The sequence below is a fragment of the Chryseobacterium sp. II3a genome (assembly GCF_057815135.1).
In genome coordinates, this window is sequence record NZ_JBYPZJ010000004.1 from 1 (window position 1) to 23304 (window position 23304).

The 23304-nt window shown below is 37.8% G+C and carries 11 protein-coding genes and 2 rRNA genes; 4 read left to right on the forward strand and 9 right to left on the reverse strand.

Annotated elements, in window-relative coordinates:
* Nucleotides 1–81: 81 nt before the first annotated feature.
* The 4 genes from AC3HD6_RS11350 (at nt 82) to AC3HD6_RS11365 (ending at nt 8516) form a co-directional block, all read left to right on the forward strand.
* Nucleotides 82–2838: ribosomal RNA gene (locus tag AC3HD6_RS11350) — 23S ribosomal RNA — on the forward strand.
* A gap of 177 nt (nt 2839–3015) precedes the next feature.
* Nucleotides 3016–3123: ribosomal RNA gene (gene rrf / locus AC3HD6_RS11355) — 5S ribosomal RNA — on the forward strand.
* 574 nt (nt 3124–3697) lie between these two features.
* Nucleotides 3698–6604, forward strand: a complete 2907-nt coding sequence (locus AC3HD6_RS11360; RefSeq protein ID WP_488896444.1) for a SusC/RagA family TonB-linked outer membrane protein — start codon at nt 3698–3700, stop codon at nt 6602–6604.
* A gap of 16 nt (nt 6605–6620) precedes the next feature.
* Complete coding sequence (locus AC3HD6_RS11365) at nt 6621–8516, forward strand: SusD/RagB family nutrient-binding outer membrane lipoprotein (protein WP_488896445.1); 1896 nt, start codon at nt 6621–6623, stop codon at nt 8514–8516.
* Between the two features lie 84 nt (nt 8517–8600).
* Here AC3HD6_RS11365 and AC3HD6_RS11370 read toward each other — a convergent pair whose 3' ends face one another.
* The 9 genes from AC3HD6_RS11370 to AC3HD6_RS11410 all read right to left on the reverse strand — a co-directional run bounded on the left by AC3HD6_RS11370 (nt 8601) and on the right by AC3HD6_RS11410 (nt 23258).
* Nucleotides 8601–9098, reverse strand: coding sequence for a hypothetical protein (locus tag AC3HD6_RS11370; protein WP_488896446.1), 498 nt, complete (start codon nt 9096–9098; stop codon nt 8601–8603).
* 94 nt (nt 9099–9192) lie between these two features.
* A complete protein-coding gene (locus AC3HD6_RS11375) occupies nt 9193–9717 on the reverse strand; it encodes a hypothetical protein (RefSeq protein WP_488896447.1) in 525 nt (174 codons plus the stop codon).
* On the reverse strand, nt 9714–12464 hold the full coding sequence (locus tag AC3HD6_RS11380; RefSeq protein WP_488896448.1) for a COG1470 family protein: 2751 nt from the start codon (nt 12462–12464) through the stop codon (nt 9714–9716). The genes AC3HD6_RS11375 and AC3HD6_RS11380 overlap by 4 nt, the downstream gene beginning before the upstream one ends.
* On the reverse strand, nt 12457–13260 hold the full coding sequence (locus AC3HD6_RS11385) for a WxL protein host-binding domain-containing protein (RefSeq protein WP_488896449.1): 804 nt from the start codon (nt 13258–13260) through the stop codon (nt 12457–12459). The genes AC3HD6_RS11380 and AC3HD6_RS11385 overlap by 8 nt, the downstream gene beginning before the upstream one ends.
* Before the next feature lie 100 nt (nt 13261–13360).
* Nucleotides 13361–13939, reverse strand: a complete 579-nt coding sequence (locus AC3HD6_RS11390) for a hypothetical protein (protein ID WP_488896450.1) — start codon at nt 13937–13939, stop codon at nt 13361–13363.
* A gap of 188 nt (nt 13940–14127) precedes the next feature.
* A complete protein-coding gene (locus AC3HD6_RS11395; protein ID WP_488896451.1) occupies nt 14128–16473 on the reverse strand; it encodes a phosphocholine-specific phospholipase C in 2346 nt (781 codons plus the stop codon).
* Between the two features lie 83 nt (nt 16474–16556).
* On the reverse strand, nt 16557–18077 hold the full coding sequence (locus AC3HD6_RS11400) for a SusD/RagB family nutrient-binding outer membrane lipoprotein (protein ID WP_488896452.1): 1521 nt from the start codon (nt 18075–18077) through the stop codon (nt 16557–16559).
* Nucleotides 18078–18095: 18 nt separating this feature from the next.
* Complete coding sequence (locus tag AC3HD6_RS11405; RefSeq protein ID WP_488896453.1) at nt 18096–21254, reverse strand: SusC/RagA family TonB-linked outer membrane protein; 3159 nt, start codon at nt 21252–21254, stop codon at nt 18096–18098.
* A 399-nt stretch (nt 21255–21653) separates the two neighbouring features.
* Nucleotides 21654–23258: an autotransporter assembly complex protein TamA gene (locus AC3HD6_RS11410; protein ID WP_488896454.1), complete on the reverse strand. Its 1605-nt coding sequence runs from the start codon at nt 23256–23258 to the stop codon at nt 21654–21656.
* Nucleotides 23259–23304 lie beyond the last annotated feature (46 nt).

The following is a 23304-nucleotide window of genomic DNA, read 5'->3' on the forward strand; positions in this document are numbered from 1 at the left end:
TTAAGATCATTGACATTAACGGTAAAGACATCACAAAGAGAAAACCGAGCGCATAAAGCGCTTGAGTAACCTAAAAATAGGAAAGAAATCGTTAAGGGCGTATGGCGGATGCCTAGGCTTTCAGAGGCGACGAAGGACGTGGTAAGCTGCGAAAAGCTGCGGGGATTGGCACACACGAATTGATCCGCAGATGTCCGAATGGGGCAACCCGGCATGTTGAAGACATGTCACCTCGTAAGAGGAGCAAACCCGGAGAACTGAAACATCTAAGTACCCGGAGGAAAAGAAATCGAAGAGATTCCGTAAGTAGTGGCGAGCGAAAGCGGATTAGCCCAAAAGTCTTTATATATTTAGAAGAACGTTCTGGAAAGAACGGCCGTAGACGGTGATAGCCCGGTATTCGAAAGGTATATTTGGATGATAAATGAGTAGGGCGGGACACGTGAAATCCTGTCTGAATATGGGGGGACCATCCTCCAAGGCTAAATACTCCTGAAAGACCGATAGTGAACAAGTACTGTGAAGGAAAGGTGAAAAGCACTTCGAATAGAAGGGTGAAATAGAACCTGAAACCGTACGCCTACAAGCGGTCGGAGCAGCATTAAGCTGTGACGGCGTGCCTTTTGCATAATGAGCCTACGAGTTAATTTTACTAGCGAGGTTAAGGTATTAAGTACCGGAGCCGGAGCGAAAGCGAGTCTGAATAGGGCGGATAGTTAGTAGGATTAGACGCGAAACCTTGTGATCTACCCATGGGCAGGTTGAAGCTCTGGTAACACAGAGTGGAGGACCGAACCGGTTGACGTTGAAAAGTCTTCGGATGACCTGTGGGTAGGGGTGAAAGGCCAATCAAACTGGGAGATAGCTCGTACTCTCCGAAATGCATTTAGGTGCAGCGTCGTATATAAGTTTATTAGAGGTAGAGCTACTGATTGGATGCGGGGGTTTCATCGCCTACCAATTCCTGACAAACTCCGAATGCTAATAAATGTTCTACGGCAGTGAGGGCATGGGTGCTAAGGTCCATGTCCGAGAGGGAAAGAACCCAGACCAACAGCTAAGGTCCCAAAATATATGTTAAGTTGAAGCAACGCGGTTGGACTGCATTGACAGCTAGGATGTTGGCTTGGAAGCAGCCATTCATTTAAAGAGTGCGTAACAGCTCACTAGTCGAGCGGTCCGGCATGGATAATAATCGGGCATAAACATATTACCGAAGCTATGGATTTGTATTTAAGATACATCTGGTAGGAGAGCATTCTATTTGCGCCGAAGCAGTACTGTGAGGTATTGTGGAGCGGATAGAAAAGAAAATGTAGGCATAAGTAACGATAAAGCAGGCGAGAAACCTGCTCACCGAAAGACCAAGGCTTCCTCAGCCATGCTAATCAGCTGAGGGTTAGTCGGGACCTAACGCGAACCCGAAAGGGGTAGTGGATGGACAATGGGTTAATATTCCCATACTTGCTCACGAATAAAGGGGACGGTTGGATGTAGCTGCTGGAGACTGACGGAATAGTCAAGGCCTAGCCTTCGGGCGAAGCTGCTGCAGTGTAATCTGATCCAAGAAAAGCCGAAGTGAAGCAACCCGTACCAAAACCGACACAGGTGGTCGAGGAGAGAATCCTAAGGTGCTCGAGTGAGTCGTGGCTAAGGAACTAGGCAAAATAGTCTCGTAACTTCGGAAGAAGAGACGCCATCAGCAATGGTGGCCGCAGTGAAGAGGCCCAGGCGACTGTTTATCAAAAACACAGGACTCTGCTAAATCGAAAGATGCTGTATAGGGTCTGACACCTGCCCGGTGCTGGAAGGTTAAGGAAGGTGCTTAGGGTTAAACCGAAGGCATTAACTGAAGCCCCAGTAAACGGCGGCCGTAACTATAACGGTCCTAAGGTAGCGAAATTCCTTGTCGGGTAAGTTCCGACCTGCACGAATGGTGTAACGATCTGGGCACTGTCTCAGCCACGAGCTCGGTGAAATTGTAGTATCGGTGAAGATGCCGATTACCCGCAATGGGACGAAAAGACCCTGTGAACCTTTACTATAACTTCGTATTGACTTTGAGTAAGTAATGTGTAGGATAGGTGGGAGGCTTTGAAGCAGGCACGCTAGTGTTTGTGGAGCCGACGTTGAAATACCACCCTTTACTTACTTGGAGCCTAACTTCTTTTAGAAGGACATTGCGTGGTGGGTAGTTTGACTGGGGTGGTCGCCTCCAAAAGAGTAACGGAGGCTTTCAAAGGTACCCTCAGCACGCTTGGTAACCGTGCGTAGAGTGTAATGGCATAAGGGTGCTTGACTGTGAGACCAACAAGTCGATCAGGTGCGAAAGCAGGACATAGTGATCCGGTGGTTCCGTATGGAAGGGCCATCGCTCATAGGATAAAAGGTACTCCGGGGATAACAGGCTAGTCTCCCCCAAGAGCTCACATCGACGGGGAGGTTCGGCACCTCGATGTCGGCTCGTCACATCCTGGGGCTGGAGAAGGTCCCAAGGGTTGGGCTGTTCGCCCATTAAAGTGGCACGCGAGCTGGGTTCAGAACGTCGTGAGACAGTTCGGTCTCTATCTATTGCGGGCGTTAGATGTTTGAGAGGGCTTGATTCTAGTACGAGAGGACCGAATTGAACAAACCTCTGGTGTATCAGTTGTACCGCCAGGTGCACCGCTGAGTAGCTACGTTTGGAAGAGATAAGCACTGAAAGCATATAAGTGCGAAACTCGCCTCAAGATGAGACATCTTTTAAGGGTCGTTGTAGATGACGACGTTGATAGGCTATAGGTGTAAAGACAGTAATGTCATAGCCAAGTAGTACTAATTACCCGTAGATTTATAGCCTATTGGTTGCTGTAATCTATAATATAATATATAAATAGACAAGTACTTTATGCGCAGTAAAGGTTTTGTCTTTGTGAAAGTTTTTATCGCTTAAAACAGGTAGCAGATGGTAGCTATCAGGTAGTAGGGAAAACCTACAATCTAATACCTATAACCTGCAACCTTATATACAACCTTTAGGGTGGTTTTAGCGGTGGGGCTCACCTGTTCCCATTCCGAACACAGAAGTTAAGCCCACCAGCGCCGATGGTACTGCTAACGCGGGAGAGTAGGCCGCCGCCAGTTTTTATTTTATTTTTAAAAGTCTCATACAGCAATGTGTGAGACTTTTTTTTTGCTTTATACTTTTATACCCAGGGGAAAGAAAAGAGAAAACATCAGTAATGAGTAATCAGCAATCAGTAATGAGTAATGATACTTATATTCCAGTGTTTCTGTTACTAAATTCCTATCACTGGTTTCTTATCCGTTCTTTACTTTTTTGTTCTCTATTCTATTCTTTATTCTTTATTCTTTATTCTTTATTCTATAACAGATATACTCCTGGCATCATTACATCACACCAATATGTATCATTCATCTGAGATTATCTATTGCTAAAAGAAATTTTCATTATTCAAGCAAAAATAACTGCTGTTCAAAATAATCATCAGATTTCTCTATTGATTTTTTATTGTTGATATACTTTTTTTGCATTCAAAAATTTTCTGCTGTTATTAAAATAGCGCCTATTTTTAAAATTTTAAACCATAACTTCAATTGTATCAGGGATATCTTAAATGTTTTGCTTGTTTTTTATTGGTATGGTATTAAATACTGTTAAAATATTATATTTGATTTCAAAATATTAAATATAATTATGAAAAGAACGATAGTTAAGGCGGGACTTCTCTCATCTTTATTTTTTTGCTTTATCAGACTGTCTGCACAACATACAGATTCTGCTAAGGTTGGGAAAATTGATGAAGTTGTCGTAACTGCCTATGGAGTTAAAAAAGAAAAGAAGAGTTTAGGATATTCTTTTCAGGATGTAAAAGGGCAAGTACTTGTTGAAGCTAAAGAAACCAATGTAACCAATGCTTTAGTGGGTAAAGTAGCGGGTATGCAGGTGATTAAAGGAGGTTTTGGTCCTGCTTCTTCGTCAAGGATCAATTTAAGAGGGTTTAACTCTCTTAGAGGAGACAGTCAACCTTTGATTGTTGTAGATGGTGTTCCATTGAGTAATGGTATGGGAGCGAAGCCTAAGCAGAATGGTGGTTCTCCTAACAATGATTTCTGGAATCCTGATTTGGATATGGGAAATGGACTAAATGATATTAATGCCGAAGACATAGAAAGTATTTCTGTCCTTAAAGGAGGAGCTGCTTCTGCATTATATGGTTCCAGAGGTGGAAATGGGGTTATTCTAATTACAACGAAGACGGGAAAGAAAAGAGGTGGTATTGGAATTACTTATTCTACCAATTTAGGATTTGAAACCATCTTTATGAAGCCTGATATGCAAAAGAGTTTTGGCCTGGGACAAAACGGTGTCGCGAATCCTGCTAATAGTGAGAACACAAGTTCATGGGGACCTGCATTGGATGGAACTAATATGAAGAGATATGATAACCTCAGTAATTTTTTCAAAACTGGAATCAATACTCAGCATACTTTAAATTTTCAGGAAAACTTTGGTGAAGGAACAAGTTTGTATACTTCCATTAATTATTTGAATGATAACAGTCAAATTCCAAATTCCAAATTTGAGAGGTTCAACTTCATGGCTAAAATGAATTCTGTTTTTGGAAGGGAAAAAAGATGGACATCGGAAATAAAGGTGCAGTATATGAGCAGTAAAGCAAAGAATAGACCTGCAGGGGGAAGAGGAGACGGAAATTATTACTCTAATATTCTGCTTATGCCACAAAATATTGATATTCGTGATTATCGTGAAGGGCAAATGCAGAACGGTATACAATCGAATTGGATTAGCCCCAACGGGATCAATCCTTACTGGTCCGCATACAATAGTCTTAATGCTGATAAAAAAGATCGTGCCCTATTAAATAGCTATCTTAAATATCAGTTTAATGATTGGCTAAGCGCAGATGTGAGACTTGGGACCGATTTTTATGCTTTAAATGCAGATGCAAGAGTATGGACAGGTTCTTCACGACGAAATTCCTACGCAACCAGTGAAGAAAAATTTTATGAAAATAATTATATAGCAAGCCTTACTGCTAAAAGAGATAATTTATTTGGAAAGTGGGGGGGCTCTCTTTCTTTGTATGGACAAGTTATGGAAACAAGAACTAAAGCTCTTTATTTTAGTACTCAAAATTTAATTGTTCCCAATGTTTTTAGTGTCACTAATACCAGCGATCTTGCAGGTATAGCTAATAACGAGGTTGATGTCTGGAAAAAGATTAATTCAGTTTTTGCTGCCATGGAAATTAATTATGACGGGTATTGGTTTATCAATGCTACCCTAAGGAATGATTGGTCTTCAACTTTAAATATTGAGAACAGGTCTTATTCTTACCCTGCTGTAAGTACCTCTTTGGTTTTAACGGAAATGCTCAATAAACTGAATGGAACAAGCTCTAAAACACTAACTTTTGCGAAACTTCGTGCTGCTTATGCGGTAACCGGTAATGGGCTAGACCCTTACGAATTATATAATACTTATAAACTGGCAGCTGATCCAACTGGTCATGCTATTTTAGGAAGAGAAAAAACATTGTATGATTCTAATCTACAAGCTGAAAAGTTAAAGAGTTTTGAAGTTGGAGCTGATCTTAAGTTTTTTAATAGGGTTTCTTTGGATGTAAGCTACTTTATTAATACAGCAACAAAACAATTAATTAATCTCCCTATGAATCCACTATCAGGGTATGAATATAAAAAAATTAATGGTGGTAAGATTCAAAATAGCGGGATTGAAGTGGTTTTAAATACTGATATTTTTAAAAATGAGAATTTTAACTGGAATGTAAACGCTAATTTTTCACAATTAAAAAGTGAGGTAAAAGAGCTTGATGGAACTATTTCAAAATACCCATTAGGAGGCTATGATAATGTTGCCATTTTTGCAGAAGTAGGAAAACCTTACGGAACGATTTATGGGACAAAATTTTTAAGAGTAGAAGATCCTAACAGTCCTAACTTTGGAAAACTAATCGTAGGAGCAAACGGATTACCTCAGGCTACTCCTGATCAATATTATTTGGGCGATCAAACTCCACGAGCATTATTTGGGCTTACCAATAGCTTTAGTTATAAAAATATCGGGCTTTCTTTTCAGATTGACGGACGTATTGGTGGTAAGTTTTATTCAAGTACCCAGTCCGCTTTACAAAAGGCAGGACTTGCCGAAGATACAGCTCCGGGGGGAAAGCGTGATAATTTTGTGCTTGATGCGGTAGTACAGCAATCTGGGGGTGGATATGCATCGAATACCAAAGAAATCACACAACAAGATTATTGGGCAGCTGTAACAGCAGGAAACCTGGGGATTACAGAACAGAACATCTATGATGCTACAAATATCAGATTAAGAAATATTCAAGTGTCTTATAGTTTTCCCAAGAGTTTATTTCAAAAATTTGCACTTCAAAGTGCTAAGGTTGCCTTCACAGCCAATAATGTATGGATGTTATATAGCAAAGCAAAAGGTATTGACCCAGAGTCTGTATTTGCCATCAACTCCAATGCTGTAGGATTTGAAAATCTTTCATTCCCAACAACAAGATCTTATTTATTCACTATTACATTAGGCTTTTAATATCAATAATACCATCATGAAAAAATATATTTTATCTTTTATAGCACTTGCTACGGTTCTTGCTTCATGTAACGATTTTGAAGATATCAATAACAACCCTTATGCTGTTGATATTAATAAAGCCGAACCGGAATATTTTTTAAATAATTCTATTTTAGGAGCTCAACAAGATCCTAATATTGCAGAACGTACTTTTGTTTTGTACTGGAAAACTGCTGCAAGACAACATCTGACAACAGGGATTGCGGGTGGTTCATATGATGATTCATGGACCATAGAGTATTGGAAAGGAATTTCAGAATGGCTGAATAATGCCAATGCAACAATTGAAATAGCCAATGAAAAGAAAAAAATAGGTCAGGGTAAACCTTACTATGATAATCTTATCCAGGTAGCAAGGATTTGGAGAGCTTATGTAATGAGTGAGTTTTCTGATAATTTTGGACCGCAGCCTATTCAGGCATTTAAAGGAGTAAATCCCGGATTTAATTCTGAAAAAGAAGTATACTACTTTATTTTAGATGAACTAAAGGATGCAACGGCTAAAATGGATGTAAATCAGCCTGTACCTTCAAATCCTAACGCCTATGATATGGTATACGGATTTAAATGGAGCCAATGGGTAAAGTATGCCAATTCCATGAGAATGAGAGTTGCTATGAGAATTTCAGAAGTAGATCCTGCCAAAGCAAAAACAGAGTTTGAGGCGGCAGCTAATTCAAACATGTTGATCAGTACAAGTGATGATAATTTTAAAGTTAAAGAAGATACCGGATGGAATCCTTTATCGGGAGTCATGTCCAGAGAATGGAATTCTCAGATTTTATCAGCAACCCTTAATAATATGTATATCGGATTAGGAGGGATCAATTCTACAGATCAACTGCCGGCTGCACAGCATGCAGCAGTAAAAGCCTCTGATTATATCGGTATAAAATATGATGAGCAGTTCTCCACAATGACGAACGATCCAAGTGCAGGATATTGGCTGGATGGACTTCCCAACAAAATAGACCCAAGGGCTTATAAAACATTTTATATTCCGGGAGATCTTAGCAATCCTATTTATTCACTTTATCCTACATATACCAACCAGGCGACTACCAATTATGGGGATCTTACTTTTGCTAATGGGTCTAAAGTGACAATTAATACAGTAAATACCTGGAATACGACCACAATAGGGAATTGGGGAGTAAAAGGACAGAGAAATGGATTAAGAGGTGTTATTGGCTGTATGCCGGCTTTAGGAAAACAGTATAGAGAAGGTAAAAACGATAGAATTTTCTTTGCAAGCTGGGAAACCTATTTCCTAATGGCGGAAGCTGCTTTAAAAGGATGGTCTGTTCCTATGAGTGATGTTGCCGCTTATAATAAAGGAATTCAGGATAGCTTTGCCTATAATGGAGTATCCCAATTCTATAGCCAATATATTACCTCAACGGATTATAATCGTGATGGAACTTCTGTTGCTTACAGTCATGTAGCAGAACCTGGAGCCAGCCATACGATGAATTATAAAGATCCTTCTACAGGTAATATGGTTTCTGTTGAGATTAAATACCCTGTAAATACTATTTACAAAAATGGTTCGGTGAAAAACGATAAGCTTACGAAAATCATCACTCAAAAATATATTGCGAATATGCCATGGCTTCCGTTAGAGTCCTGGAGTGATCAAAGAAGACTGGGATTGCCTTTCTTTGAAAATCCTGCAATAGAAACACCATTGGTTAATTTACCTAATCTAAATTCAGGAAATTATATGACCAATTCTATTCAGAATTTCCCTCAAAGGCTAAGGTACCCAAGTACCTTCAGGAATACAGATCAGGATGGATATACAAAAGCAGTTCAATTGCTGGGTGGGCAAGATGCAGTACTCACTCCTCTTTGGTGGGCAAAGCACTAAACTGAATATATTTTAAAAAGCCCCCTTTCCAAAATTTGGAAAGGGGGCTTTATTTTATGTCAGTATTTAAAATCACTCTCTATATTAATTTGCAACTATGGTGAAAACTACCCGCGCACCATAAGTGCTTGCAGGGATTGTAACAGAAACGCCGGATACCTGTAGTAACAAAACAATATCTGAGAAGGTAACACTATTGCCAAGCCCTAAAACCCCGCTAAAAGTAAAAGTAACAAACGTTACATCGGATGCTGATGGTATGGGGATATAAGTTGCGCCTCCATTAATAGAGGCTGTACAGAGAAGGCAGACCCCGTTTATTGTTGTTGTTCCGCCAGTTCTTCTTGCAGAAAGAGTCATGGAACTGTTCCATGGATTGGATGTGTAGTGCATTGTCATCTTTGCCCCTGAGCTTGAAAGAAGATTAAGAAAAGATCCTGGTAATGTTCCGGATAGTTTTATTTGATTAGTGCCCGTATTACCCGTATTATCATAAGTTCCGGAATAATTATTTCCTGCTTCAGTAATGGAAGGGATATTGGCAGTCCAACTTCCGGAAACATTAACTACTTGTGCTTCCATGTAACAACTGATTAAGAATAAAATAGAAGTATATAAATACCTTTTTATAAAGATTTTTGTGAAGAAGAAACTATTCATTTTCATATTTCCGTTTTTATTCTGTAATGGTATAGACAATGGTAAGAACTTTATTGGCTTGTGCAGATAAATTGGCATAAGTACTTGGAACGAGAGATATCGTAAGACGATGTCCATTATTAGCACCATTACCAGTATAAGCTCCTCCAATGCCACTTATAATGGTAACAGCGGTATTGGTAAGAGTCACCTGTGCAGAAGGGGTTCCTAAAGTTCCGCCTCCGGCTCCGGATGCAGCAGCTGCCTGCAGTCTGATATTTACTCCCGGAATGAGAGTTCCGCTAATAGCTGCGGTAATCTTCCTGGTAAGTCCGCCTGAAGCAATTGCAGAAGTGTAGTTGATCCATTTTGAAGTATCAGGTGTTGGATTACCCAAAGGATTTCCAGCCTCAGTAGGAGCTGTAAAGTTTAAAGTAACATTTCCTGTTGGTTCCACGTCCATTAAAGTCACAACAGGTAAAGTCAATGTAACATTGGCTTGAGAATACAATACACTGGAAAAAATAAAAGATGCTAATAATAGGGTGTGTTTCAAAATCATTTCTTATTTTTTATTTGATTATATCCTACTTTTAAGGATTCCTGTTGATACTTGATTTCTATTTGCTGCTTGACGATCTGAATACTGAGTTTCTTTGTTTCTGAAGGTTTTAAAGTAAATTGAAATTTATCTGTTGAAATTTTATATCGTTTATCAAGGCCATTTCTATAGAGCTTAACAGTCCAGTCTCCCGGGCGGAGATAAGTAAAATCAAAATTTTCCCCTATAAAACAAATTTTACGATAAGTCTGATCGTTGCTAGTGGCTTCTATAATAATACTTTCCCTTTTATTCTTCGTTTTTTTAGTCTGTAAAGCTTCAATATCTGTCTGTTTTTTTTCTTCAGTTTCCGAAAGTTGTACAGAGCCCTGTACATTGGCTGCTATAGTTAACCCAAAATTAAAAATGTTTTCTTTAGTATTAAGAGATAAAGCTGCTGGAATAGAGACAGTCGGGATATCATTAATCTCTGTGGTGGAGCGGTCTATTTCCAGGAAATAATTTCCGGGAATAACATTTTTAAACAGATAATTCCCTTCTTTGTCTGTAACGGATAAATAACTACCCAGCAGTAATCGTATTCCTTCTGTTTTTTTGATTCCAAGGTTACTGACATTACCAGAAAGTGAAACATACTCAGCTGTTCTTTGTACCGGGATGTTTGGCCGCCAGGTATAACGCAGTGAAAATATAAAATCTTTATCTCCAATTTGTCCTCTTTGTAGAGAGTATCTTCCCGAAAGATCAAGTTCATTTCCAGGAAATAGCTGCTGATGGAATAACAATTCAAATAGATTCCGGTCTTTAAAATATTCTTCAGGCATGTAGTTGTTCTGATAAAAAATACTTAAGCTGGTTTTATCAGAGAATTTGCTAAAAACTCTTGCTCCATAGTACAGCTGTTTTTGATTTTGTAACAGATATCTGGAAGTAACCGCATAGCTTCCAAAGACATTGAATGAGGTTTTGAATTTTTCAAAGGATAGATTTGCAGAATATAAAGTTGAATTACCATTAAATCCTGTCAAATAATTGTCTGTCTTTCCAAACTGTCCTTCAAGATTAACCTGAAACATTCCGATACGTTGATCTAAAGAAACCCTGAAGAAGCGCTCATAGTAATCAAACTGTTTGGGTTCTAAACGATCCTGATACTTTTGATACCCATTATTAAAGATAATAGAACCATTGGATAGGTATTTATATTGTATTCCATACTGAAAATACTTTCGATAAGGAGCCGCCAGAAACAAGGTATCCCGCTGAAAGTTTTTAGCATCCTGCATATAATTGGCAAAAACATTGATTTTCTTAGATAGCCTATACTGAAAATATCCGCTGAAAGTATTGGTATTGGTAAAATACCCTGCGAACTCAGGGCTTGCCCTCATATACATCAGATTTCCATTGAAATTTTCAAAATTAACCTCAGCTTGTGCCATATACGCTCTTCCATCGTTTTTCTTGGTTGTACTATAGGCAAATTCTCCGGAGATATTAATATTCTTAGAAATTTTGAATTTCCCTTTAGTATAAGGAAGATGAGCCTCAGAATCTAACTGTATATTCCTGAAATCAGAATTTTCCTTCATTGGTATTTTGTAAAGATATCCAACTGAAATTTCAGATTCTTTACGGATTTTAAATGCTGAATAGATATTAAACTCATCTTTAATGTCTCTGAAAAACCGGGGATGGTTGTAAAAACCGCCTAAACTTACCTTATTGAAATCATACCGGATCTCTGCACCGCGGCCATACCTGGCAAATTCAGTTAAGTAGGAAGAAGAATATGTTTTATCACCCAGATGAACAAATAAATTGCCCCTTTTGTAGTTCACAAAATATTCTTCATATTGGGTAAATGTATTGAGTTCGATTGGGTTGTGGGTAGCAGCATGAAATTCAATCTGATTTTTATTCTCCTTATCCAAAGCTCCTTTCCCGTAGATCTCGCCTTGAAAGCCGTCATGATAGACGCCCATATTTTTCATCCCAACAAAGGATAGTGAGGCTGCCACTGGGAGCCTGTGATAAATATCCATATTGGCTGGCTGTATGGAGATCACTTGGGTACTGATATAAACGCTTTGATTTTCTTTAGGATTATCTTTAGAATATACCGAAAGATTTAGATTTTGAAATTCATTTTGACCAAGTTCCGGATTGGTCTTTTTATGGATGGTAACAACTTTGGATTCGTTTGGGCCAAGAATAATTGATGAATCATGATCGACAATGGCATTTTTACTTTCCAGGGTGATATTTTCAGTAATATTTCCATTGTTTTTTAAAAGGAATGAAGCCTGGATGGTTTCTCCGGCTCTTATAAATTCCGGTGAATCTAATGGGGTAAGAGAAAGTTTTCTATTGACAGCAATGGTAATTTGTGAGACCTTTTGGGTAGAGATTCCATTAGAACGATCCGTTATATTTAACGTGACTGAATATTCTCCTTGAACAGCCTCTGCAGAAATACGCAAGGGAACAAGATATACAGAAGTTTCCTGTGACAGAAGCTGAAACTCTCCTTTTTCTAAGATAGGAGTGATAAGTGGATTTGAAGTGATAACTGAGATATCATATACCTTATTTTCAGACAAGTTGTTTTCCAGACTGAAAGGAACAGAAGTAGATGTTCCCGGTATTAAGCTATTCTTTTTACTCGCGAATCTATTGATTGATTGTTGAGAAAAAGCAAATAACGGGAATAATATAAAAATAAATAATGTCCAGGTTTTAATCATTTTTTACTTCTAGTTCCACATTGATCGCAAAAGCGTTCTCATCTTCATCCGTTGCTATAACAGTAGCTTTGTACTGTGCAGGCGGAACTTTACTGATATCAATGTAAAATGTTTTAGAAGTAGAAGGAAGCAGTCCCATTTTTAAGCTTGAAAAGGTTCCTGCTTTTTCTCCTGTTTTACGGTTATAGATTTCAATAGAAGCAATGGCTTTACAATAAAGGTTTCCATTGTTGGCGATGGCTATTTTTACCGCTTTTTGTCCTTCTTCTTTTTCTACTTTGATATTTTCGAATATAAGGTCCGGTTTGGCCTTTTCCGTATCATAATCTGTGATGACCTGGATAGCGTATCGTACCACAGAAGTGATGCTTACTCCAGGTTGTTTGTCGCTGGGTTTTATATCTTCTACAGGTTCTACGATGATCACGCTCCAGTAGCTGCCAGGTTCTATTGCCTTATCGGGAACAGTAACCTCATAAAACACTTCTGTTTTTTCTTTACCTTTCAGGGTGACCAGATTGGTGTTCAGTTTTATCCAGTCTCCATTAGTTCTTTTCTGAGTATGCAATTCCGTATAATTAATGGTACCATCAGCATGGTAAGAAAAATCCTGCAAAAATAATTTTACACTTTGTGGGCTGCTGCTCGTATTCTCAATCGCAATTTTCCCTTTGTAAACTTTTCCGTTTTCTATTTTGTAGGAATGCGTAAGCCCGTTAAGAACCACAATGCCGGCATGTAAAAAGCTGAACTGCAAAATCATAGTGATTAATAAAAGAATACGCTTAATGATCATATAAAATGTTGGTTTATAATTAATAATATAAAAACAGGAAGAAACTGGAATACAATTTCTTCTTGCTTTTAAAAAAATACAGAATTGAATATTTAGAGTTCTAGTTGTCTACTAAGGTATAGGTAACAGTAGCTATAGTAGATGCTTTTACTGTTAAATCCGAATAATTGGCTACACCACCAGGGCCACTTCCTGCAACAAGGGCATATGTAAGATTATGTCCATTATTGGCACCATTGCCTGTATAAGCACTTCCAATACCGGAAATGAGGGTCTGGTCAGAAGCACTTAAAGTTAAAAGCCCAGCGCTTGTTCCTACACCTCCTCCTCCTGCTCCTGTAGCAGAAGCGGCTGTTACATGCACATCTATTCCGGGAATAATAGCATTAAGTTTTACAGTTACACTACGGGAAGGTTTAGCATCAGACTTGATAGTAGAATAATTAAGCCATAAAGTATTGTTGGCTGCACTAGGTACAACAGGGTTACCTGCCTCAGTAGGAGCAGTAAATCCTAATGTGATATTTTTTGTAGCAGCAGGTTCAATATCTACAAGGGCAACATCCGGAACCGAAATGGTAATCGTATGACTGTCTGTATTGGAATCCTGAGCACTTAAATTTCCGGATATGGCAGCTGCAAATAAAGACATTGCTACCGTTAATTTTAATTTATTCATGATCTTAATTATTAGTATAGTGAAAATAATAAAAATCAACTAATTATGAAATAAATATATGATAATTTTCATATTGTTAAATATTTCTCTATTGTAATGTGATATGATTGAAAAATATTTCACCTTTAGCGTACAAAAAATCCTGCACATTTGTACAGGATTTACAATGTTTTGATAAGAATATTGCTTTATGCCCAGTGTGGATCTGAAACAGAAACTTTTCCTGTTTCTATTCTTCCTGCAAAGTGCCAGATATGTTCACCTGAGGTTATTTTTAAGTCATACCAGCCTTTGAATGAGGTAAGATCAATCACTATTTTCTCTTCCGGTTTCTGAATAGCAACTGTTTTTTTGCTTTTTTCATACAGATTTTCAAAAGTAATACTTCCTTTTTTCCCATTTTTAATGATCAGTTCAACCTGATTTTTTGATGGATTATTGATTAAAGTAATGTTTGATTCCGGAATATTATTTCCTTTAAATTTTCGGAAAAAGCCATTAGGCCCGAACACTTCATAATCATAGTTCCCTGATAGTATCACCGGATGGGATAGTTCATTCCCGGAATATAATGCATAGGAGAAATAATAATTACTGGTATTGATCAATTGTGTTCTGTCATAAAGATGCAGGGGAACACCATTTTCCTTTAAATTGGTCATTGTAATCTTACCGCCATCCAGATTTACCTGAAAGTTGTATGGAAGAGGATTGGAAGGCTTCATTCCCTTTTCCTGAATTTCGAGTAAATCTTTTTTAAGCTCATTCTCAGTATACCATTTCAATTGGGGTACAGGTTTATTTTTAGCTGCATTGATCGTTTTAGCATAATCTTTCTGATCCAGGTAATTCATTTGTGGAGCCTTGACATTTGAAGAATTAAAAGCTGAAGTAAGATCTCCACAAACCGCACGTCTCCATTCACTGATGTTGTCTACATGAACATCTTTATTGAGTTTCTTCATGATGAATTTCTCCAGAAACTGCAATACTGAAGTATGATCTGAAACTTCAGAATTTACAAAACCTCCTTTCGTCCATGGTGAAGCAATAATCATAGGAACTCTGTAACCAAGTCCTACTGTTCCTTCTGTTTTTTCATAATCTTTTAATGTTGGATCAGACATATATTCCTGAGCTTTGTCAACATATTCCACACCGCTTTTTCCATTGATATCAACCGGTTGGCTAGGGTTTAATGGCGGAGCAAAAGGGATGACGTGATCGAAATAGCCGTCATTTTCATCATAATTGATAATGAAGATTGTCTTTTTCCACATTTCAGGGTCTTTGGTAAGAATATTGAGCACCTCGGAGATGTACCATGCGCCGTACCAAGGCGATCCCGGGTGATCCGAGAAGTGCTCAGGAGCTACCAACCATGAAACCAATGGAAGTTTCTTTTCTTCCACATCCTTTCGGAACTGGAATAACACATCACCCTTCGGTACTACCAGTCTTTCTCCATGCTCATCTTTTCCAATTTCAAGGTTATGATAATCAGGGTCATTTGAATTGGTAGTAAAAGCTTTTTCATGAAGGTTCTTCTCCATTTGAGAAAGCTTAGAATAATTATCAGGGTGATATTTTACCTGGTCCTCCTGGAGTTCTGCAATAATAGCCTCCAGTCTTTCTTTCTGATTAGGTTTTTTCAGAATTTCCTGCTTCAGCGAAGCGATCATATTGGGAATGTGTTGATAATATCCTTTAGAAAACTTTACATTGAATTTTGAAAACCATTCAATAGGATTATCTGTAAAATTACTTAGCCATGCTTCCTGCTCTCCTGATAATCCTTTTGGAAGACTGATCTCATTCTGATAAATACGCCATGAAACATTTTGCTCCTCTAAAATTTCAGGGAAGCTTTTCCATTTTGCCTGTCTTGCTGTATCATAATCAATGTCATCGTTGACCACATTAGCTTTTGATTTACCATTTTGCTGCTCTCTCAAGGTTCCAGACCAATGGAAAAGTCTGTTTGGAGTAGTTCCTGTCATTGAAGAGCAGAAGTATTGGTCAAATATGGTAAAGGCATCCGCAAGCTGATAATAAAACGGAAGATCTTCACGATTATAGTATCCTAAGGTAAGTGGAATATTTTTGTAATTTTCATTACCTGAAGCTTTAGCCTGAAGCCATTGGTCGTATTTCCCTTTATTAAATGCCTGCTGCTGATTTTCCCATGAATGGGGAAGGGAGCTCATCCAGGTTGATTTGGTGTTTCTCAGATCCAGACGTGCCGGAGCGGCATATTTTCCTGTTTTTTCCTTTTGAAAAAAAGCGGAGTGACCATCCTGTTTTATGAAAGTTCTTTTATCAAGGAATCCGCGGACTCCTTTAAGGGCTCCAAAAGCATGATCGAATGAACGGTTTTCCTGCATCAGAATAACAACATGTTCTGCATCATAAAATGTAGACTGTGCAGCCGGATCTATAGCCAAAGCCTTTAGAATAGCTGGATGTAAAACACCTGAGGTTCCTAATCCAGCCAATAAAATACTTGATTTTTCTAAAAATTCTCTTCTGTTCATGATCTATCGTAATAAGAAAGAAACCGCAAGTTAATAGGATTTTCCTGCGATTTCTTTGTTGGGTATAAAAATAAGTCAGATTTCTATTGTAACCACCAAGGTTTGGAGCTTATCTTATCATTTCCTCCATACTGAGCGGCAAGAGCAGCCTTTAAATTAGTACTGTTGTAATTGTATTCAGACTGAGGATACCTGAACCTAAATGGCGCCGATGTCCCAGTACTTAAAGGATAATTAGGGTATCCTGTTCTTAAATAATCATAATAAGAAGTCCATTGTGACTGGTGGAACATGATCATGTATTTTTGAGTGATGATTTTTTCCACCTGTTCCTGTACGGGAGCAGAATTATTATATACTACCAAAGGTGTTGCCAGATACTGATTTACATCAAAACCTGTAAAATACTGCCCCGCATTTTTTACATAGGTCTGATAAAAATTAAAACTTGCCTTGATTGCATTGTCATAATGAGTTTTTGCAGACCCGGAGATCCATCCTCTCGCTGTTGCTTCAGCCAAAATGAATTCCAGTTCGGAATAGCTTAAAACAGAAGAAGGTTCATTGGTGGGATCTTTATAAAAACGATCGTTTACCTTGGAGATGTTCTTTGCTGTAATTAATTTAGCGTTTTCAGAATAAGGAGAAATAGGATCTCCACCATTGTATCCTGTAAAGTCTGTGATTGCTTTTCCTGCTTCTTTAGCTCCTGTGGTTTGAGAGGCAAATGTGAATAAACGCGGATCTTTTCTATCTTTAAATAAATTAATGAAAAAATCTGCCATATATAAGCTTGATCCATACCCACTGTTGTTAAACATAGAATATCGGCTGTCTGCAGCATCTGCAAACTTAAGTTCTCCATTATCTGCAATAGAACTCATCAAAGGCTGGCTTCCTGCGATAGCAGCAAATTCTGTGGCGATATTATAGCTTCCAACTGTTGTTTTTTTAGATAAAGTGATTAAGATTTTCAAACGGAAAGAATTGATGAGTTTTTTCCATTTGGCAGCATCCCCGTTGAAAATAATGTCTCCTTCAATTTTATCATTGGGATTAATAAGATCATTGGCTTCTTTTAGTTCTGATAAAATTCCGGCCATTACTACATCCTGAGTGTCATATTTAGGCTGTGTTATCCCTGATTCACCTTTTACAGCTTCCGAATAAGGAATGCTGCCTACTTTTAAACTTGTATTAAAGAAGTAATAAGCTCTCAGAAATTTCCCTAGAGCCAAATAGTTTTTATTATTTCTCTTTTCACCCTCCTGCATTATTTTTCCCGTATTAAGAAGCCCTTTAGAATAGACTTCAAAAGAGGCATCATTCCATTTCAGGTATTGAAAGGTATTTTCGCCATCTGTACCAATCATCATTCTTGAGGCATACATATTGTCTCCATTTACCCAAAAGGCATCTTTAGCAACATAAGTGAGAAGGTATTTAGGATCAATACTTGCCTGGTCGTTCGGGTTTTCATTGATTTTATCAAGATTGGATTCGCATGATGTCAATGCCAGTACACCTGCTGTAAATGCAGTTGTGATCAGTTTTTTTGCTTTATTGTTCTTTAAGTCTTTTGTTTTGAATATATTGTTTTTCATTGTAAGGTCGTCTTTAAATTAAAACTTAAGATTAAATCCGATTCCGAACCATCTGCTTGAAGGATCCTGAATGTCATTGGTGATATCGCCTGTTCTTCCCGATCTGATTTGAAAATCAGGGTCAGAATAAAGGTTCTTCGATTTTTTCCACATGGCCAGATTGTAAGCAGAGATATTGGCTGTGAATCCCTTGATCATTCCTTTTGGATTCAGTAAAGAAGAGAAATCATATTCTAGTACCACAGACCTTAGCTTGATAAAGGTTCTGTCGAAAACATTGGCAAATTCTTCACTTTCATCCTGAGTTACTCTGGCCTGGTATGGATAATTCTGTGCCCAATCCTGGAAGTTGATAGGTTTGGTATGCTGAGTATACTTGCCTGTTACAGGATCATAGTTTACCCCATTCGGGACAAAATAATAAGTTCCCGGGTTAGCATATTCAAGATCTCTATATGCTACGGAATTTGGGTGTTTTCCACCCCACCACATTTTCTCAACTACCTGAGATCTCATAATTCCACCGATACTTCCGTCAATTCCGATATTTAAGGATAGTTTTTTATACTTAAAGGTATTGTTGAAACCAAAGGTCCAGTCCGGATTGAAATGTCCCAGGTTACTTGGAGCATTAGCTCTTGTCGGCATTCCTGATTTGGCATCCAGAATTACCTGTCCATCCGGAGATTTTTGCCACGTATAATCATAGTAGCTGTCCATTCTTTCTCCTAACTTGATATTGTTGTAGTTAGGCATATTATCATAAATAGAAGTCAGCTTTTGTTCATAGGTACTCCAGTTGATTAATGTTTTCCAGGTGAAATCAGCAGTCTTTACTGGAATCATTCCAAGTGAAATTTCAAATCCTTTTGTTGTGTATTCATTACCATTCACATACTGAGAAATAAAACCTGATGACTCGGCACTTGGGAACTCCAGGATATTGTTATAATCAAGAGTTCTGAAATAGGTAGCATCTAAAGTAATTCTGTTATTGAATAGGCCGGCGCTTAATCCCAATTCATAAGATTTAGTCTGTTCTGGTTTCAGTGTGTTTTCTACATTCAGGATGGTAGGATAAAGGTAGGTTGGATTACCATTAAAACTAATTCCTTTATTATTCGAATAATAGTTTCGGATGGAGTAAGGCTGGAAATCATACGCTACTTTTGCCCATGAAGCGGAAAGTTTCAGCATATTGACTGCCTCCGGCATTTTTACCAGATTGGAAATCACAGCACTGATGGATGCGGAAGGGTAGAAGTAAGATCTGTTGGCTTTTGGCAGAGTAGAAGACCAGTCATTACGGCCGGAAATGTTGATGAAGAAAGCATTGTATAACCCGATGTCAATCGTAGAATAAGCACTATAGATCAGCTTTTCCTTCAGATAAGTATATTGTTTGAGAGCTCCGATAGAATTGTCAAATGAATATATTTCCGGTATTTTTAAACCATCGGTAGAGGTCTCATCCCTATTGTTTTTAAAGTAGAATGCTGAACCTCCGGCATTGATCGTCAAATCAAAATTCTCAGAGATTTTCTTTTTATAAGTAGCCAAAACATCATAGTTGAGGTTCCAGGTTTTCAGATCTTTTACGATATATCCGCCACTTCTTGGGGCGCTATAATTGAAATAAGAATAGGGGCTGAATGTTTCAGACTTACTGTGATTTTCAACAAGGGAGATCTTTCCTTTTACTGAAAAATCTTGTGTAGCCTTATACTCTAATCCGGTCTGGGCATTAATAATGTTAGTTCTGTTTTGATTTTTATAATATTCAGCTCCGAACCAAGGGTTATTGTACCATGCATAATTCCAGTTAGCCTGAGCTCTGCCTTCTTTTCCGGGAACCCACATGTGGTTTTTTAAGGCGTTACCATCCACATCTCCTCCCATCCAGATCAGGATAGTATACATGTGTCCGCTGGGATTGTACTCGTAATTAGGAACGTTTGGGGTAAAAGCCTGATTGAAATTAAATTTTGTATCAAAGATTAATTTATCTCCAAAATGATTTTCGGAAGAGAAGTTGATTCCGTATTTCTGAAGATAAGAGTTCGGAACTCTGTCATCATAATTCATAAAGTTCCCTGAAAATCGGTAAATATCTTTATTATTTCGATAGCTGATTGCAAAATTATTATTGTTGATAATGGCTGGTTTTAAGAAAGTACTCAAATTGTCGTGGTATTTCCAGTCGATCGGAACTCTTTCATATCTTGATTTATCATTATACTGGGTATCTGTTACTGCTCCATACCATGGAATAACCTGTCCTGTTGCTTTATCTCGGATGGGGCTGTTCCATTGAGCAAGCTTTAGCCCGGGAACAAATTTAGGCCCCCAGATCATATCTCCATCATTCACTCCGCCATCTGCACCATCCCAGAATTCATACTTGCCTTGAGAGCCATTACCATATTCCGTCTGGGTTTTTGGAAGGTTGGTAAACCCGCCTGTAATCATGGTATTCTGAGAGAATTCTACAGAAAATCCTTTCTTTTTGGCACTTTTTGTAGTAATCAGGATAGCTCCATACCGACCTCTTGAACCGTAAAGTGCAGAAGCAGTGGCTCCTTTCAGAACGTTGATGTTTTCTATATTGTTAGGATCTAAATTTTGAAAAACTTCCTTCTCAACAATCACTCCGTCAATGACAAATACCAGATTTGAATTTCCTCTTAAAGTAAACTGAGGGGCTTGCTGCATCCCTGTTGGATTAGAAACATTCAGACCGGCTACCTGTCCTGAAAATAAATTACCAATACTTGGTGTGGTGATGGTTTCAAACTGCTTAGTTCCCACTTCCTGGGTAGAATATCCAATCTTTTCTTTTTTCTTAGCAATTCCCAAAGCGGTAATAACAACACCTTCGATCTGTTTCTCATTGGTCTTTTTCAAGACAATGGAATATTGCTTTTTTGAAGAAACCTCCACAGTATAAACAGAAAAATCAGGAGAAAAGAACTCCAGAATGTCTTTGGGACTGGCTGAAATGGTAAAATTCCCATTTTCATCTGTTGTAGCGGTTTTTCCTGTGTTTTTATCAGTAATATTTACCCCGGAAACACTGGTCCCATTTTCAGATTTTACATTTCCGGAAATGGCAATCTCCTGAGCTGTAATATATAAGGGAAGTAAAAAAACGGCAAACGTAGCTAAAGCTTTCTTCATTTTTTTTGAATGCAAATTTAGCCGGGTACTATTACGTAAATTTTACGATCATATTAAGATAAAAATACAATTTGTATATTTTTTAACAGAAATAATTAACAAAATGATAAAATGAGAAAAGCTTGTTATATTGTTGTTTTTGCTTTATTATTAAGGCTGGAAGCTGGGAGTCAGAGGTTGTAAGCTATTAAAGTTTTCAAAATAACTGAAACACTTTTTATTAGTTTTTAGTAATGGAGGAATTTTTAAATTATATTACTGAAAGTGGGAGTATGGAAGTTATTGAAGTTTTCAAAATATCTGAAACATTTTTCTATTAGCTTTTTATTACAAGGCTGCTACTCAAAATAGTAACCTGATAGTAACTTCCAGCCTCCCACTTCCATCTTCCTTTCCCTCCTAAAACCTGCTCAGAATACCCCAGTGGATCTTTATATCATTGAATTTAAATGGATTTCTAAACTCATTACCATTAGATAGCTGGAAACTCATCAGTCCGATTGGAATAAAGAAATTGAATCCAAGCCCGACGCTGTAGAGTTTAGGTTTTACATTCAGTGATTTATTATTAAGCTGCCCATATTGCCCAAAGAGGTCGAAGAAGGCCTGGTTTCCTATGAGATATCGGTATTCGAGACCCCCATAATAATAAAAGTCGGCGGCAAGAGAATTTTCATTGAAGCCCCGCATGGAATTCCATCCCCCAAAACGGTAAAGCTCGTTGGCAGAAAATTCAATCTTAGAATCCATCATTGCTCCTTCTGCTTTGATATTGAGGAAATGGTTTCCTGAAATATGATAATTATGTTCTCCGGAGAAATAAAACTGGTTCTGGGGCGCTTTTATATTTCCTTTGGTGTAAGTGGTTGTTAAATAATCGTACCCGGCATTGATCCTTGTTTTGTAAAGAAAAAGATCAATATCGGTAGGTTCAGTCATTTCAAACCAGATCCCGATCCCTTTTTTGTTGTAATCTTTTCCGGCTGCATATAAAGAATCTATAACGGTAGAGGTTTCCAATGTGGCACGAAGACCGATTTTGTTGCGGTTATTGATGTGGTAATAAAAAGCAGGAAGGAATTTTACATTAGCAAATGTAGAATCCTGTCTGTAGATATTCACTTTTGTATTCATCCCCACATTAGATTTGAAAAGATAAGGGATGTCTACCTGAAGATCAAAAGTCTGTCCTCTGTCGGGGTTTCTCTGCCAGTAAAGGTTGATGGCCTCGAAACCATTGAACATATTCCTGAAGTTCACATTCATAGTACCATTTAAGGTAAATTTATCCGTCTTGTCATTTCCAAAACCAATGACTCCATCAAAGGTGTTGGTCTTTTTCTTTTGCAAGAACAAATAAATATTGGTGGAATCTTTGGTGAATAAAGTCTGTGGCTGCCGATCCAGCATCACAAAAGGATGACTTTGAAAACTTTTGTTGATTGCCAGTAAGTTTTTATCATCATAGTTTTTTCCTTTGAATTCCTTTTCAAGGTTTTTAATGAACCTTTTTGGAACTCTTTCGTAGCCTTTTACAACAAAACCATTGATCGTTCTTTTATCATTCTTGTTGATGTCAAGTTCTACAACCGGAAAGCCATTTTTCTGGCCTTTATATTTCGATTTGATCCTGCTGAAAGAATAACCGTCATCAATATAACTTTTATTGATGCTTTTCTTGGTAGAATCTAAATTCTTTGTAAAAAAATCCTTCTGAACTTTCAGTTTCTGGACAATTGAATCAGAGAGGTTTACATAGGTCTCATTAAAATTTTTCCCTTTATCAAAGAAAATCTCCGTACTGTCTCCTTTTACTTTTACCTCCTTCAGCTGAGTGAAAAAATAATTATTTTGAGCTAAAGAATCCAGAAACTTTACGGCAGAAGTTGAATCTTTTACTTTCTTCCTAATCTTGGTTTCTGTATCAATAAGCCAATACTGTTTTTTCTGCGCTTGTGTAAAAACGCAGAACAGGACAAAAAATATTTTTAAAAATAATTTCAATGGGCCATTCGAATATAAGTTGAAGGCTTGTGAAAAATTACAAAAG